This window comes from Siccibacter colletis (assembly GCF_025914095.1).
Taxonomy (GTDB): Bacteria; Pseudomonadota; Gammaproteobacteria; order Enterobacterales; family Enterobacteriaceae; genus Siccibacter; species Siccibacter colletis.
This window is the reverse complement of record NZ_CP074352.1, coordinates 3,611,815-3,625,889: the sequence shown is the minus strand read 5'-3', so window position 1 is coordinate 3,625,889 and position 14,075 is coordinate 3,611,815. Positions and strand designations below refer to the sequence as shown.

Genomic DNA, 14,075 nt, shown 5'->3' with positions numbered 1-14,075 from the left:
TTTTGCTGCCGGGATTAGAGCGTTCGCGTGCCGAAGGCGTTCAGCCAGTCCTGCTCAAACTTGCCCGTCGCGGCGCTGACCGCCGGTGCCGAAATAAACTGCTCTGCCACGTCCACCGGAAGCGTAATGGCCTCACAGCCCGCCAGTAAACAGGCCAGCGCCTGACGCGGGGTTTTGAAGCTCGCCGCCAGCACTTTTGCGCCAGGGGCATGCAGAGTCAGCAACTGCTGTAGTTCAGTGACGGTCTGAATGCCATCTCCGCCCTGAGCGTCCACACGGTTGACATAAGGGGCGACGTACTCTGCGCCCGCGAGTGCGGAAAACAGGCCCTGGGCAGCGCCATAAACCGCGGTGCCAAGCGTAGGGACCCCTTCTGCTTTCAGCAGCTTCAGCGCTGCCAGCCCTTCTGCGGTGACCGGCACTTTTACCACCAAATCGCTGATAATGCCGCGCAGCTTGTGGGCTTCCTCAACCATCTCCTCTGCACGGTTTGCCATCACCTGAGCGAACAGTCTTCCACCGCCGCCGAGCGCGTCGCGCAGCGCCGGAAGCACGCTCTGCACCGGCTGCTTCGCGCTGGCAATAATGCTTGGGTTGGTGGTCACGCCCGCGAGAGGGAAGATGCGCGCCAGTCGTTTTACGGCATCGACATCAGCGGTATCCAGATAGAGTTCCATCGATCGCTCCTCAAAATGTGAGATTTAACAATTTTTGAGCAGTATAGGGACGCGCCCACGCCTGGCTTTGATCGCCATCAACGTTATTTCAAATGAAAGTCATTTAATTTTCATTCGAAATTAACAGGGCAAAGGCGATGATTTTCAATATCCAGCGTTATTCCACGCATGACGGTCCCGGTATTCGTACCGTTGTCTTCCTTAAAGGCTGCTCGCTGGGCTGCCGCTGGTGCCAGAATCCGGAAAGCCGTGCGTCGGCGGCGGAGCTGCTCTATGACGCGCGGCTGTGTCTTGCCGACTGTAGGTTATGTCAGGAAGCCGCACCGCAGCTCATTGAACATCAACAGCACGGCTTACTGATTCACCACGAGCGTATCCAGCCTGGTGATATCGACGTGCTGCGCGACTGCTGCCCAACCCAGGCGCTGACGGTGTGCGGTAACCGCGCGACCGCAGATGAGATCATGGCGACGGTGCTGCGCGATAAACCCTTCTATGACCGCAGCGGTGGCGGGCTGACACTGTCCGGCGGCGAACCCTTTATGAACCCAGAGCTGGCCCACGCGCTGCTCAAGGCGAGCCGCCAGCAGGAAATTCATACTGCGGTGGAAACCTGCCTGCATGTGCCGTGGCGCTATATCGAACCGGCGTTGCCGTATACCGATCTTTTTCTCGCTGACCTGAAGCATGTCGACAGCGTTGCGTTCAAAACCTGGACCGACGGGTCGGCGAAGCGGGTGCTTGCTAACCTCAAACGCATCGCTGAAAGCGGAAAAGCGCTTACCGTGCGCGTGCCGCTGATCCCCGGCTTCAATGCCGATCCTGCGTCAATACGGGCCATCACCGATTTTGCTGCTGACGAGCTGCACGTCAGCGACATTCATTTCCTGCCATACCACACGCTGGGAATGAACAAATACCTGCTGCTCAACCAACCTTACCTGGCACCGGACAAACCGCTGAACGATCCGGCGCTGCTCGATTTCGCCGTGGACTACGCGCACCGCAAAGGTCTGACGGCCACCCTGAGAGGATAATGCTATGACTATGCTGAAACTGGACGTTCTGAGTCCCCGCATTAAGGCGCATAAAAATGCGCTGGTAAATATCGTCAAACCCCCGGTTTGTACCGAGCGCGCGCAGCACTATACCGAGGCGTACCGGGAGAATATGGATAAGCCGGTACCGGTTCGCCGCGCCATGGCGCTGGCTCACCATCTTGCGGCTCGCACGGTCTGGATCAAGCACGACGAGCTGATCGTCGGCAATCAGGCAAGCCAGGTGCGCGCTGCGCCGATTTTCCCGGAATACACCGTCTCGTGGATCGAAAAAGAGATCGACGATCTGGCGGATCGGCCGGGGGCGGGTTTCGCCGTCAGCGAGGATAATAAACGGGTGCTGCATGACGTCTGCCCGTGGTGGCGCGGGCAGACGGTGCAGGATCGCTGCTACGGCATGTTTACCACTGAGCAAAAAGCGCTGCTGGACACCGGCATCATCAAAGCCGAAGGCAATATGACTTCAGGCGATGCGCACCTGGCGGTGAACTTCCCGCTGCTGCTGGAAAAGGGCCTCGACGGGTTGCGTGACATCGTCGCGGCGCGACGCGCGCGCATCAATCTTACGGTGCTGGAAGACCTGCACGGCGAGCAGTTCCTGAAGGCCATCGATATCGTGCTGCAGGCGGTTAGCGAACACATCATGCGCTTTGCGGATGAAGCGCGTCAGATGGCGCGCAGCGAGCCGCGGGAAGGGCGGCGCGACGAACTGTTGCAGATTGCGGAAAACTGCGACGTTATCGCCCATGAGCCGCCGAAAACCTTCTGGCAGGCGCTGCAGCTGTGCTACTTCATTCAGCTGATCCTGCAGATCGAATCCAATGGCCATTCGGTCTCCTTCGGGCGCATGGACCAGTATCTTTACCCCTGGTACCGCCGCGATGTCGAACTGGAACAGTCACTATCCCGCGAACAGGCGCTGGAGCTGCTGCACGGCTGCTGGCTGAAGCTGCTGGAAGTGAACAAAATCCGCTCTGGCTCGCACTCTAAAGCCTCGGCGGGCAGCCCGCTGTACCAGAACGTGACGATTGGCGGTCAGAACCTGGTGGACGGCGTGGCGACGGATGCGGTCAACCCGCTCTCGTATGCCATTCTTGAGTCCTGCGGACGGCTGCGCTCCACCCAGCCAAACCTGAGCGTGCGCTATCACGCCGGGATGAGCGATGACTTCCTGGATGCCTGCGTGCAGGTGATTCGCTGCGGCTTCGGCATGCCGGCATTCAACAACGACGAAATCGTCATTCCCGAATTCATCAAGCTTGGCATTACGCCGGAAGATGCTTATCAGTATGCCGCAATCGGCTGTATCGAAACCGCAGTCGGCGGCAAATGGGGCTACCGCTGCACTGGCATGAGCTTTATCAACTTTGCACGCGTGATGCTGGCTGCGATGGAAGGCGGGCGTGACGCCACCAGCGGCAAGGTATTTTTGCCGCAGGAGCAGGCGCTGTCGAAAGGCAACTTCCGGCATTTCGATGAAGTGATGGCCGCCTGGGATCGCCAGATTCGCTACTACACCCGCAAATCCATCGAAATCGAATACGTGGTAGATACCATGCTGGAGGAGAACGTGCCGGACATTCTCTGCTCGGCGCTGGTGGATGACTGCATTGAACGGGCGAAAAGCATCAAGCAGGGCGGTGCAAAGTACGACTGGGTATCCGGCCTGCAGGTCGGCATCGCCAACCTTGGCAACAGCCTGGCGGCGGTGAAAACGCTGGTATTCGATCAGGGCGTGATTGGTCAGCAGCAGCTGGCGCAGGCGCTGGCGGATGATTTCGAAGGGCTGACTCACGAGCAGCTACGGCAGCGGTTGATCAACGGCGCGCCGAAGTACGGCAACGACGACGACACCGTAGACACCCTGTTAACCCGCGCGTACCAGACCTATATCGACGAAATTAAGCAGTACCATAATCCGCGCTACGGTCGCGGCCCTGTTGGCGGCAACTACTATGCGGGCACGTCCTCCATCTCCGCGAATGTGCCTTTTGGCGCCGCGACGATGGCGACCCCGGACGGGCGTAAAGCGACCACGCCGCTGGCAGAAGGCGCCAGCCCGTCTTCCGGCACCGATCATCTCGGGCCAACGGCGGTCATCAGCTCGGTCGGCAAGTTGCCTGTCGGGTCGATTCTCGGCGGGGTACTGCTCAACCAGAAGCTTAATCCTGCCACGCTCGATAACGACAGCGATCGTCAGAAGCTAATGCTGCTGCTGCGCACCTTCTTTGAGGTGCATAAGGGATGGCATATTCAGTACAACATTGTGTCGCGTGAGACGTTGCTGGAAGCGAAAAAGCACCCTGACCAGTATCGCGACCTGGTGGTGCGCGTGGCGGGCTACAGCGCGTTCTTTACCGCCCTGTCGCCGGATGCCCAGGATGACATCATTGCCCGCACCGAGCACTCGCTCTGAATCTGGTATAAGCTTACAGGCCGGTTCGCCGGCCTTTTTTCATGGCAATAACCCACGGTTACCTGTTGCCAGGCCAGAAGAAGCAGAATTGTGCTTTCATTTTAGTCAGATTGTTGATTAAATCGGCAGTCGGAACAAAATCGCAAAAAAGTGACGCCAAACTATTGCGGCAGGAAGGAATTCTCGTATAATGCGCCTCCCGTGACGGTACAGAAATGTTTGTCACGCAGAGCGGGAATAGCTCAGTTGGTAGAGCACGACCTTGCCAAGGTCGGGGTCGCGAGTTCGAGTCTCGTTTCCCGCTCCAAAATTTAAAAATGCCGTCAGGCACGCATCAAGCACCACCCAAGCGGGAATAGCTCAGTTGGTAGAGCACGACCTTGCCAAGGTCGGGGTCGCGAGTTCGAGTCTCGTTTCCCGCTCCAAAATTTGAAAATGCCGTCAGGCATGCATCAAGCACCACCCAAGCGGGAATAGCTCAGTTGGTAGAGCACGACCTTGCCAAGGTCGGGGTCGCGAGTTCGAGTCTCGTTTCCCGCTCCAAATCTTCTTCACCATTTATGATTATCCACAGCGGAAACATCGTGCTGCGGGCGATATTCATTTAAATGTCACACAGTTTTAAACAGAGTTATCCACAGGCGCGTGAATTTTGATCGGCCACTAGTCGGATTATTATTATCTGGCAAGTTTCTATAAGTTATTGTTATTTATAATCTTATAATTTAACAAAAACGCCGCCTGGCTTGTTTGACGCTTTTATGGCCGTTGAATGACAAGGTGTTTTTAATTTTATACACAATTATTCAGGCGCTCAGGCGTCACGCGGCAATCCCTTTTCCACTACCCGCACCAGACGCTGCTTCTGCGGCAGCTGTACCTCCACGATATTCGCGTTTCGCTTAGCCAGCTGCTGTTCGATTGCCCACTCAATATGCTCATCCAGAAGCGGATGCTCGCCCTGACGCTGCTGCAGCGCCTGCAACACGGCTTCATCCCAGGACGCGTTGCCCAGCGCGACCGCAATATTGCGCAGCCAGCGCAGATGACCGATACGGCGAATCGCCGACCCTTCCGTAACCTTCAGAAACCGTGCTTCGTTCCAGGCAAACAGTTCGATCAGTGCCGGGGCGTGAAGCGCCTGGCGTGGGCTGAAGTCCGGCTCGTCCGTAAGCTGCGAGAAGCGGTTCCACGGGCAGATAAGCTGACAGTCGTCGCAGCCGTAGATGCGGTTGCCGATGAGCGGGCGAAATTCTTCCGGGATCGCGCCTTCTAATTCAATCGTGAGATAGGAGATGCAGCGGCGGGCATCCACCGTGTATGGCTCGACGATGGCGCCGGTGGGGCAGATGGTCATGCAGGCCACGCAGCGCCCACAGCCCTCCTCGACGGGGGAATCAATTGGCAGAGGGAGATCGATCAGCAGCTCACCGAGGAAAAAGAACGAACCGGCATCGCGGCTGAGAATAAGTGAATGCTTACCTGTCCATCCGAGGCCGGCTTTTTCCGCCAGCGGACGCTCCAGAATGGGCGCGGAGTCGACAAAGGGTCTAAAATTCAGCGTGGAACAGTGCTGCTGGATCATCTCGCCCAGCTTTTTCAGGCGGTTACGTAACAGTTTATGGTAATCGCGCCCAAGCGCGTAGCGGCTTACATAGCCCAGCGTCGGGTTTTTTAGCGTACTGGCAAACGCCGCGTTGGCGGGCAGATAATTCATGCGCACGCTGATGACGCGCAGTGTACCGGGCAGCAGTTCGTGAGGGCGAGCGCGCATCATACCGTGACGCGCCATCCACTCCATTTCGCCGTGATACTGTTTATCGAGCCACGCCTGCAGCTTTGGCTCGCTGGCGCTGAGATCGGTATCGGTGATACCCACCTGCTGGAAACCCAGTTCGGTACCCCACTGTTTAATATTTTGCGCTAACTGATTGAGATCGAGGGGCTGAGACATGACGGACCATAAGATTAAAACTCACCCGGCCAGTATACCACACTCGGTCTGGCCGGCGGACTGGCTGCGCGCGGCGGAACGCGAGGCGGCGGACAGCCTGGGCATCACGCTTTTCGAGCTTATGCAGCGCGCCGGCGAGGCGGCGTTTCGCCTCACGCGTGAATGCTATCCCGATGCGCAGCACTGGCTGGTGCTGTGCGGGCACGGCAATAACGGCGGCGACGGCTATGTGGTGGCCCGTCTGGCGCAGAGTGCGGGCGTCACGGTCACGTTGATGGCACTGGAAAGCGATAAGCCGCTGCCGGAAGAGGTGCAGGCCGCGCGTCAGGCGTGGCTTGATGCGGGTGGCGAGATCCACGCTGCTGACGCAATCTGGCCGGAAACGGTCGAGGTCATCATTGATGGGCTGTTGGGTACCGGCATCCACGATGCGCCGCGCGAGGCGGTCAGTGCGCTGATTGATAACGCTAACGCCCATCCTGCGCCGGTCATCGCGCTGGATATTCCCTCCGGACTGCTGGCAAATACCGGCGCCACCCCCGGCGCGGTGATAAACGCTGCGCATACCCTGACGTTTATCGCCCTGAAACCGGGGCTGCTGACCGGCAAAGCGCGGGATGTTACCGGACGTCTGCATCATCATGCCCTCGGGCTGGAGAGCTGGCTTGCCGGGCATCAGGCACCGATTATGCGCTTCGCTGCCCCGGATCTCGGCCGCTGGCTGACACCTCGCTGCCCCACCTCCCACAAGGGCGATAACGGCAGGCTACTGATTATCGGCGGCGACAGCGGCACCGCCGGGGCGATCCGCATGGCGGGTGAGGCGGCGCTGCGAGCCGGTGCCGGGCTGGTGCGGGTATTGACGCGTGCGGAAAATATTGGCCCGCTGCTGACCGCCCGCCCGGAACTGATGGTGCAGGAGCTGACGGACGCTACGCTGGAGCAGGGTCTTGAGTGGGCTGACGTGCTGGTGATTGGTCCCGGACTGGGTCAGGAGAAGTGGGGCAAACGCGCCCTGCAAAAAGCCGGGAACTTCCGCAAGCCCATGCTGTGGGATGCGGATGCGCTCAACCTTCTGGCAATCCACCCCGATAAACGTCACAATCGCGTCATTACGCCGCATCCAGGCGAGGCGGCGCGGCTGCTGCACTGTAGCGTGGCAGAAGTGGAGAGCGACCGCTTACTTTCAGCACGACGTCTGGTACAACAGTACGGCGGCATCGTGGTGCTGAAAGGCGCAGGAACCGTGGTGGCGGATGAATCCCACCTGGCGCTGATCGATGCGGGCAATGCCGGTATGGGCAGCGGCGGCATGGGTGACGTGCTTTCTGGTATCGCAGGTGCGATGTTGAGCCAGAAGCTGGAAGCCTACGAAGCGGCCTGCGCGGCCTGTGTGGCGCACGGCGCGGCGGCAGATGAAGTTGCCAGCCGAACCGGCACCCGAGGAATGCTGGCGACGGATCTCTTTTCGACGCTGCACTATTTTGTTAACCCGGAAATGAACTGACCTGAACCATGATGAATCGTGTTATTCCCCTATCCGACGAACAGGCGACTTTAACTCTTGGCACGCGCGTGGCGCAGGCCTGTGAAGGGGCCACGATAATTTACCTTTATGGCGATCTGGGGGCGGGAAAAACTACCTTCAGCCGCGGTTTCTTGCAGGCGTTGGGCCATGCGGGCAACGTGAAAAGCCCGACCTACACGCTGGTGGAGCCGTATACCCTCGATAATTTGATGGTGTACCACTTCGATCTCTATCGTCTGGCCGACCCCGAAGAGCTGGAGTTTATGGGTATCCGCGACTACTTCACTAACGACGCTATCTGCCTCGTTGAATGGCCGCAGCAGGGCGCGGGCGTGCTGCCGGAACCGGATATTAAGATCCATATTGATTATCAGGCCCAGGGACGCGAAGCCCGCGTTGAGGCGGTTTCCGCATCGGGCGAAGCGTTACTGGCGCGGCTTGCCGCTTCACAAGGATGACAGCATGAGAATTCGCGTAAAAGAGTGGTTGATGGCCGCACTGCTGTTGCTGTGTGCACCGGCTTTTGCGGCGAGTTTATCTGATATTCAGGTGTCGAACGGCGACAGCCAGGCACGTATCACGTTTAGTTTTGTCGGTGAGCCTTACTACGCCTTCAGCCAGCAGGGTAAGCGCAGCGTCGCCCTCGACATCAAACAGACAGGGGTGATTCAGGGGCTGCCGCTCAACTTCAGCGGCGATAACCTGGTAAAAAGCATTCGCTCCGGTACGCCGAAAGATAACCAGTCGCTGCGGCTGGTGGTGGATCTCACCCAGAACGGGAAAACCCGGGCGGTAAAGCAGAAGAACGGTGCTAACTATACGGTGGTGTTTACCATCAATGCTGATGCGCCGCCTCCGCCGCCAGCCCCGGTCGTGGCGCAGCGCAGCGCGCCGCAGCCCGTCGCGCGTCCGTCACAGCCCGCGCAGCCGGTTAAAAACCCCTTCAATGACAGCAGCGACCGCACAACCAGCGTAGTCAGCAGCAACACCACGACGCGCCCGGTTGCACAGGCCCGCGCACCCGCAGGATCGGGGCAGGTGGTGGTGGCGATTGACGCCGGTCACGGCGGTCAGGACCCGGGTGCCATTGGACAGGGCGGCACGCGTGAGAAAAATGTCACCATCGCTATCGCCCGTAAACTGCGCACGCTGCTCAATGCTGACCCAATGTTCAAAGGCGTGCTCACCCGCGACGGCGACTACTTTATTTCAGTGATGGGCCGCTCGGACGTGGCGCGTAAGCAGAACGCCAATGTGCTGGTATCTATCCATGCTGACGCCGCGCCAAACCGTCAGGCGAAAGGAGCCTCGGTGTGGGTGCTTTCCAACCGTCGCGCTAACAGCGAGATGGCGGGCTGGCTTGAGCAGCACGAGAAGCAGTCGGAACTGCTGGGCGGCGCGGGCGACGTGCTGGCCAACAGCGACGCCGATAAGTATCTCAGCCAGGCGGTACTGGATTTGCAGTTCGGACATTCCCAGCGCGTCGGGTATGATGTGGCGACCAAAGTGCTGAGCGAAATGCAGCGTGTCGGTTCCCTGCACAAGCGCCGCCCGGAACACGCCAGTCTGGGCGTGCTGCGCTCCCCGGATATTCCTTCTCTGCTGGTGGAAACCGGGTTTATCAGCAACAGCAGCGAAGAGCGTCTGCTGGCGAGCGACGATTACCAGCAGCAGATCGCCGACGCCATCTATAAGGGGTTGCGCAACTATTTCCTGGCGCACCCGCTACAGTCCGCGCCCGATAGCCAGAGCAGCCAGACCGTGCGTTCTGGCCAGGCGGGTAGCGGAATGTTGACCAACTAAGGAGTAGCCATGCCGATTCAGATCCTGCCGCCACAGCTTGCGAACCAGATTGCCGCTGGCGAAGTGGTGGAGCGCCCTGCGTCGGTGGTGAAAGAGCTTATCGAGAACAGTCTCGATGCGGGCGCAACGCGCATCGATATTGATATTGAACGCGGCGGCGCGAAGCTTATCCGCATCCGCGACAACGGCGTGGGCATCGGCAAAGACGAGCTGGCGCTGGCGCTGGCGCGTCACGCGACCAGCAAAATTGCCTCGCTCGACGACCTTGAGGCCATCATCAGTCTTGGTTTTCGCGGTGAAGCACTGGCCAGTATCAGCTCGGTGTCGCGCCTCACGCTCACTTCCCGCACTCAGGAGCAGCAGGAGGCCTGGCAGGCCTATGCCGAAGGGCGCGATATGGACGTGACGGTGAAACCTGCCGCGCATCCGGTTGGCACCACGCTGGAAGTCCTCGATCTCTTCTACAACACCCCGGCGCGCCGCAAGTTTATGCGCACCGAGAAAACCGAGTTTACGCATATTGATGAAGTGGTTCGCCGCATCGCGCTGGCGCGGTTTGATGTCACCATTAACCTGAGCCACAACGGCAAAATGGTGCGTCAGTATCGCGCCGTGCCGCAGGGCGCACCGCGCGAGCGTCGGCTGGGCGCAATTTGCGGCACGCCGTTCCTGGAAAAAGCGCTGGCGATTGAGTGGCAGCATGGCGATCTGGCGCTGCGTGGCTGGGTCGCTGAGCCAACCAGCACCAGCGCCGCGCTGGGTGATATTCAGTATTGCTACGTCAATGGGCGTATGATGCGCGATCGGTTAATTAACCACGCGATTCGCCAGGCCTGCGAAGACAAACTCGGCGCGGGCGATCAGCCGGCGTACGTGCTCTATCTGGAGATTGACCCGCATCAGGTAGACGTCAACGTCCATCCGGCCAAGCATGAAGTGCGGTTCCATCAGTCGCGGCTGGTGCATGATTTCATCTACCAGGGCGTGGTTACCGTGCTGCAACCCCAGGCCGAGCCCACGCTGCCCCTGAGCGCCGCGCCGGAACCGGAAGCGCCGCGCTGGCAGCCGGAAAACCGCGTAGCGGCGGGGAAAAATCACTTTTCCGATCCTGCAAAGGCGCGGGACAGCGCTCCGCGCTCCGATGTCGGGGAGCGCCAGGCGGCAACCGGTGCTTCTTCCGCACCGCGCCAGAGCGCGGGTGTCAGCTGGCCCAACGCTCAGCCTGGCTATCAGAAACAGCAGGGTGCGCTCTATCAAAAGCTGATGGAAACCCCGGCGGCGGATAATCGCACGCCAACCGTCACACCGCCGCCAGCGCTGAAGCATGATGCGCACTCCCACAGCTTTGGACGTGTACTCACCATTATTGAACCGCATTTTGCGCTGATGGAACGTGAGTCCACGCTGGCACTGCTGGCGCTACCGGTGGCAGAGCGCTGGCTCAGACAAGCGCAGCTGGTGCCGGGCAGCGAAAAGCTCTGCGCGCAGCCGCTGCTGATTCCGGTTCGTCTGAAAGTGGGGCCGCAAGAGCTGAAAACGGTGGCGCAGACCCAGGCGCTGCTGGCAAAAATGGGTATCGAACTGTTAACTGACTCGCAACATGTGACGATTCGGGCGGTGCCTTTACCCTTACGCCAACAAAATTTACAAATCTTGATTCCTGAACTGATAGGCTACCTGGCGCAGCAGACAGAGTCGCGAGAAGAGGACGTAGCCCAATGGCTGGCACGTCATCTGGCAAGTGAACACCAGCAGTGGAACATGGCCCAGGCCATCTCCTTACTGGCTGAACTTGAGCGACTGTGTCCGCAACTGGTGAAGTCACCGCCTGGTGGTTTGTTACAACCTGTTGATTTACATCCGGCGATGAAAGCCCTGAACCATGACTGAAGTAAGCAAGACTGGCCTGCCACAGGCAATTTTTTTAATGGGGCCGACGGCCTCGGGTAAGACAGCGCTGGCAATAAACCTGCGGAAAACATTACCGGTAGAGTTGATTAGCGTAGACTCCGCCCTTATCTACAAGGGAATGGACGTCGGCACTGCGAAACCGACCGCCGAGGAGCAGGCGCAGGCGCCGCACCGGCTGTTGGATATCCTCGACCCGGCGCAGGCCTATTCCGCCGCTGACTTCCGCCGCGATGCACTGGCTGAAATGGCGGAGATCACCGCAGCCGGGAGAATCCCACTGCTGGTGGGCGGAACCATGTTGTACTTCAAAGCGTTACTCGAAGGACTGTCGCCGTTGCCGTCGGCAGATCCGGAGATCAGGGCAAAAATCGAGCAACAGGCAGCAGAGCAGGGATGGGACGTACTGCACCAGCAACTCCAGTCAATTGACCCGGTTGCGGCAGCACGGATTCATCCAAATGATCCGCAAAGGCTTTCCCGGGCACTGGAAGTTTTTTTCATTTCGGGTAAAACTTTAACGGATCTGACGCAAACGTCAGGAGACGCTCTGCCTTACCAGGTGCATCAGTTCGCCATCGCCCCGGCGAGCCGTGAACTGCTCCATCAACGAATTGAGCAGCGTTTTCATCAGATGTTAGCTTCAGATTTTGAAGCTGAAGTGCGGGCGCTTTTTGCTCGCGGAGATTTGCATACGGAGATGCCTTCCGTTCGTTGTGTGGGTTACCGACAGATGTGGTCATATCTGGAGGGTGAAATATCACACGATGAAATGGTTTATCGAGGTATTTGCGCCACGAGGCAGTTGGCGAAGCGCCAGATGACCTGGCTGCGAGGCTGGAAAGAGGTGCACTGGTTAGACAGTGAACAGCCTCAGCAGGCTCTCGACAGCGTTCTCCAGGTTGTTGGCGCCGGGCAACACTAAATGTGTACAATCAACTCGTATTGCGCGGATTTTAGGTAGTTTTCAGGACCACATGGTTCTAAGTACAAAACAAGCATATAAGGAAAAGATAGAATGGCTAAGGGGCAATCTTTACAAGATCCGTTCTTGAACGCACTGCGTCGCGAACGTGTTCCAGTTTCTATTTATTTGGTGAATGGTATTAAGCTGCAAGGTCAGATTGAGTCTTTCGATCAGTTTGTGATCCTGTTGAAAAACACAGTGAGCCAGATGGTCTATAAGCACGCCATTTCTACTGTTGTTCCGTCTCGTCCGGTCTCTCATCACAGCAATAACACCGGCGGCGGTTCCAACAATAACTACCATCACGGTAGCAACGCGCAGGGTAGTGCTGCGCCGCAGCAAGACAGCGAAGACGCCGAGTAAGGCTGACGGCTGTTGTTCCATGTCGGGGAACCAGTTCAGCTGTGTTCCCCGCTGGTATTTTATGAGGGTTTACGCTTGTTTGACCGTTATGATGCCGGTGAGCAGGCGGTGCTGGTACACATCTATTTTACGCAAGATAAAGACATGGAAGACCTCCAGGAGTTTGAATCTCTGGTCTCTTCCGCTGGTGTCGAAACGTTGCAGGTGGTTACCGGTAGCCGCAAAGCACCGCACCCCAAGTATTTTGTTGGTGAAGGTAAGGCAGTCGAAATTGCCGATGCAGTAAAAGCCACTGGGGCATCAGTCGTGCTTTTTGACCATGCGTTGACACCTGCTCAGGAACGTAACCTTGAGCGTTTATGCGAGTGCCGCGTTATCGACCGCACTGGCCTGATCCTTGATATTTTTGCTCAGCGTGCCCGCACCCATGAAGGGAAGCTGCAGGTTGAGCTTGCGCAGCTGCGCCATCTCGCCACTCGCCTTGTGCGTGGCTGGACTCACCTTGAGCGTCAGAAAGGCGGGATTGGTCTGCGCGGCCCCGGTGAAACCCAGCTGGAAACCGACCGTCGCCTGCTGCGCAACCGAATCATGCAAATCCTCTCGCGCCTTGAGAAGGTAGAAAAACAACGAGAACAGGGGCGCCGGTCACGAACCAAAGCCGATGTGCCAACCGTCTCGCTGGTGGGCTACACCAACGCCGGTAAATCCACCCTGTTTAACCAGATAACCGAAGCCCGCGTCTATGCGGCGGACCAGCTGTTCGCCACGCTCGACCCGACGCTTCGCCGCATCGACGTCGCCGACGTCGGTGAAACGGTGCTTGCCGATACCGTAGGGTTTATCCGCCATCTGCCGCACGACCTGGTTGCGGCATTTAAAGCGACCCTGCAGGAGACGCGTCAGGCGACGCTGCTGCTGCACGTCATCGACGCGGCGGACGTTCGCATGCAGGAAAACATAGACGCGGTGAATATCGTGCTCGAAGAGATCGATGCTAACGAGATCCCGACGTTACTGGTGATGAACAAGATCGACGCGCTGGAGGATTTCCAGCCGCGCATCGACCGTGATGAAGAGAACAAGCCCATACGCGTCTGGCTTTCTGCGCAGACGGGTGAGGGAGTGCCACTGCTTTTCCAGGCTCTGACGGAACGGCTGTCAGGTGAAATTGCGCAGCACACGCTGCGCCTGCCACCAGATGCCGGGCGTCTGCGGAGCCGTTTTTATCAGCTTCAGGCGATAGAAAAAGAGTGGATGGAAGAGGACGGCAGCGTTGGCATACAGATCCGTATGCCGGTAGTTGACTGGCGTCGTCTCTGTAAACAAGAACCAGCCCTGGTGGATTACGTTATCTGACCGGCTGGCTGCCTGAAGAATTTTCCCCTCTCTGGGGGGTACCCA

General features: G+C 58.5%; 10 protein-coding genes, 3 tRNA genes and 1 pseudogene. 12 read left to right on the top strand and 2 right to left on the bottom strand.

What is annotated here, in order from left to right; translation table 11 throughout:
• Nucleotides 1-14 precede the first annotated feature (14 nt).
• Nucleotides 15-677, bottom strand: coding sequence for a fructose-6-phosphate aldolase (fsa, locus tag KFZ77_RS17365; RefSeq protein WP_264384906.1), 663 nt, complete (start codon nt 675-677; stop codon nt 15-17).
• Nucleotides 678-814: 137 nt separating this feature from the next.
• Between fsa and KFZ77_RS17360 the strand changes: the two genes are divergently transcribed.
• From KFZ77_RS17360 to KFZ77_RS17340, 5 genes are all read left to right on the top strand, one after another.
• Nucleotides 815-1,714, top strand: coding sequence for a glycyl-radical enzyme activating protein (locus KFZ77_RS17360; RefSeq protein ID WP_264384905.1), 900 nt, complete (start codon nt 815-817; stop codon nt 1,712-1,714).
• Between the two features lie 4 nt (nt 1,715-1,718).
• Nucleotides 1,719-4,151 carry a formate C-acetyltransferase/glycerol dehydratase family glycyl radical enzyme gene (locus KFZ77_RS17355; protein ID WP_264384904.1) on the top strand — a complete coding sequence of 811 codons (2,433 nt, stop codon included), beginning with the start codon at nt 1,719-1,721 and terminating at the stop codon, nt 4,149-4,151.
• Nucleotides 4,152-4,382: 231 nt separating this feature from the next.
• A tRNA-Gly gene (locus KFZ77_RS17350) sits at nt 4,383-4,458 on the top strand.
• Between the two features lie 42 nt (nt 4,459-4,500).
• Nucleotides 4,501-4,576, top strand: a tRNA-Gly gene (locus KFZ77_RS17345).
• 42 nt (nt 4,577-4,618) lie between these two features.
• Nucleotides 4,619-4,694, top strand: a tRNA-Gly gene (locus KFZ77_RS17340).
• Nucleotides 4,695-4,965: 271 nt separating this feature from the next.
• Here the strand turns inward: KFZ77_RS17340 and queG are convergent.
• Entirely contained in the window at nt 4,966-6,105 is a 1,140-nt protein-coding gene (queG, locus tag KFZ77_RS17335) for a tRNA epoxyqueuosine(34) reductase QueG (protein WP_264384903.1), read from the bottom strand.
• On the opposite strand from queG, the pseudogene nnr reads away from it, so the two are divergent.
• The 7 genes and pseudogenes from nnr to hflX all read left to right on the top strand — a co-directional run bounded on the left by nnr (nt 6,104) and on the right by hflX (nt 14,030).
• Nucleotides 6,104-7,697, top strand: a pseudogene (gene nnr / locus KFZ77_RS17330) (bifunctional ADP-dependent NAD(P)H-hydrate dehydratase/NAD(P)H-hydrate epimerase). The gene queG and the pseudogene nnr overlap by 2 nt on opposite strands.
• Nucleotides 7,621-8,091: a tRNA (adenosine(37)-N6)-threonylcarbamoyltransferase complex ATPase subunit type 1 TsaE gene (gene tsaE, locus KFZ77_RS17325; RefSeq protein ID WP_264384902.1), complete on the top strand. Its 471-nt coding sequence runs from the start codon at nt 7,621-7,623 to the stop codon at nt 8,089-8,091. The pseudogene nnr and the gene tsaE overlap by 77 nt, the downstream one beginning before the upstream one ends.
• Nucleotides 8,092-8,095: 4 nt before the next feature.
• Nucleotides 8,096-9,436, top strand: a complete 1,341-nt coding sequence (amiB, locus tag KFZ77_RS17320; protein ID WP_264384901.1) for an N-acetylmuramoyl-L-alanine amidase AmiB — start codon at nt 8,096-8,098, stop codon at nt 9,434-9,436.
• Between the two features lie 9 nt (nt 9,437-9,445).
• A complete protein-coding gene (gene mutL / locus KFZ77_RS17315) occupies nt 9,446-11,326 on the top strand; it encodes a DNA mismatch repair endonuclease MutL (RefSeq protein WP_264384900.1) in 1,881 nt (626 codons plus the stop codon).
• Complete coding sequence (gene miaA, locus KFZ77_RS17310; protein WP_264384899.1) at nt 11,319-12,269, top strand: tRNA (adenosine(37)-N6)-dimethylallyltransferase MiaA; 951 nt, start codon at nt 11,319-11,321, stop codon at nt 12,267-12,269. Before mutL ends, miaA begins: the two co-directional genes overlap by 8 nt.
• Nucleotides 12,270-12,362: 93 nt before the next feature.
• Nucleotides 12,363-12,674 carry an RNA chaperone Hfq gene (gene hfq, locus KFZ77_RS17305; RefSeq protein WP_031521563.1) on the top strand — a complete coding sequence of 104 codons (312 nt, stop codon included), beginning with the start codon at nt 12,363-12,365 and terminating at the stop codon, nt 12,672-12,674.
• A 75-nt stretch (nt 12,675-12,749) separates the two neighbouring features.
• Nucleotides 12,750-14,030, top strand: a complete 1,281-nt coding sequence (hflX, locus tag KFZ77_RS17300) for a ribosome rescue GTPase HflX (RefSeq protein WP_031521564.1) — start codon at nt 12,750-12,752, stop codon at nt 14,028-14,030.
• Nucleotides 14,031-14,075 lie beyond the last annotated feature (45 nt).

Coding starts and splice junctions, on each gene's coding strand:
- miaA (WP_264384899.1), top strand. CDS start 11,319: ATGACTGAAGTAAGCAAGACTGGCCTGCCACAGGCAATTTTTTTAATG.
- KFZ77_RS17360 (WP_264384905.1), top strand. CDS start 815: ATGATTTTCAATATCCAGCGTTATTCCACGCATGACGGTCCCGGTATT.
- mutL (WP_264384900.1), top strand. CDS start 9,446: ATGCCGATTCAGATCCTGCCGCCACAGCTTGCGAACCAGATTGCCGCT.
- fsa (WP_264384906.1), bottom strand. CDS start 677: ATGGAACTCTATCTGGATACCGCTGATGTCGATGCCGTAAAACGACTG.
- hfq (WP_031521563.1), top strand. CDS start 12,363: ATGGCTAAGGGGCAATCTTTACAAGATCCGTTCTTGAACGCACTGCGT.
- queG (WP_264384903.1), bottom strand. CDS start 6,105: ATGTCTCAGCCCCTCGATCTCAATCAGTTAGCGCAAAATATTAAACAG.
- amiB (WP_264384901.1), top strand. CDS start 8,096: ATGAGAATTCGCGTAAAAGAGTGGTTGATGGCCGCACTGCTGTTGCTG.
- tsaE (WP_264384902.1), top strand. CDS start 7,621: ATGATGAATCGTGTTATTCCCCTATCCGACGAACAGGCGACTTTAACT.
- KFZ77_RS17355 (WP_264384904.1), top strand. CDS start 1,719: ATGACTATGCTGAAACTGGACGTTCTGAGTCCCCGCATTAAGGCGCAT.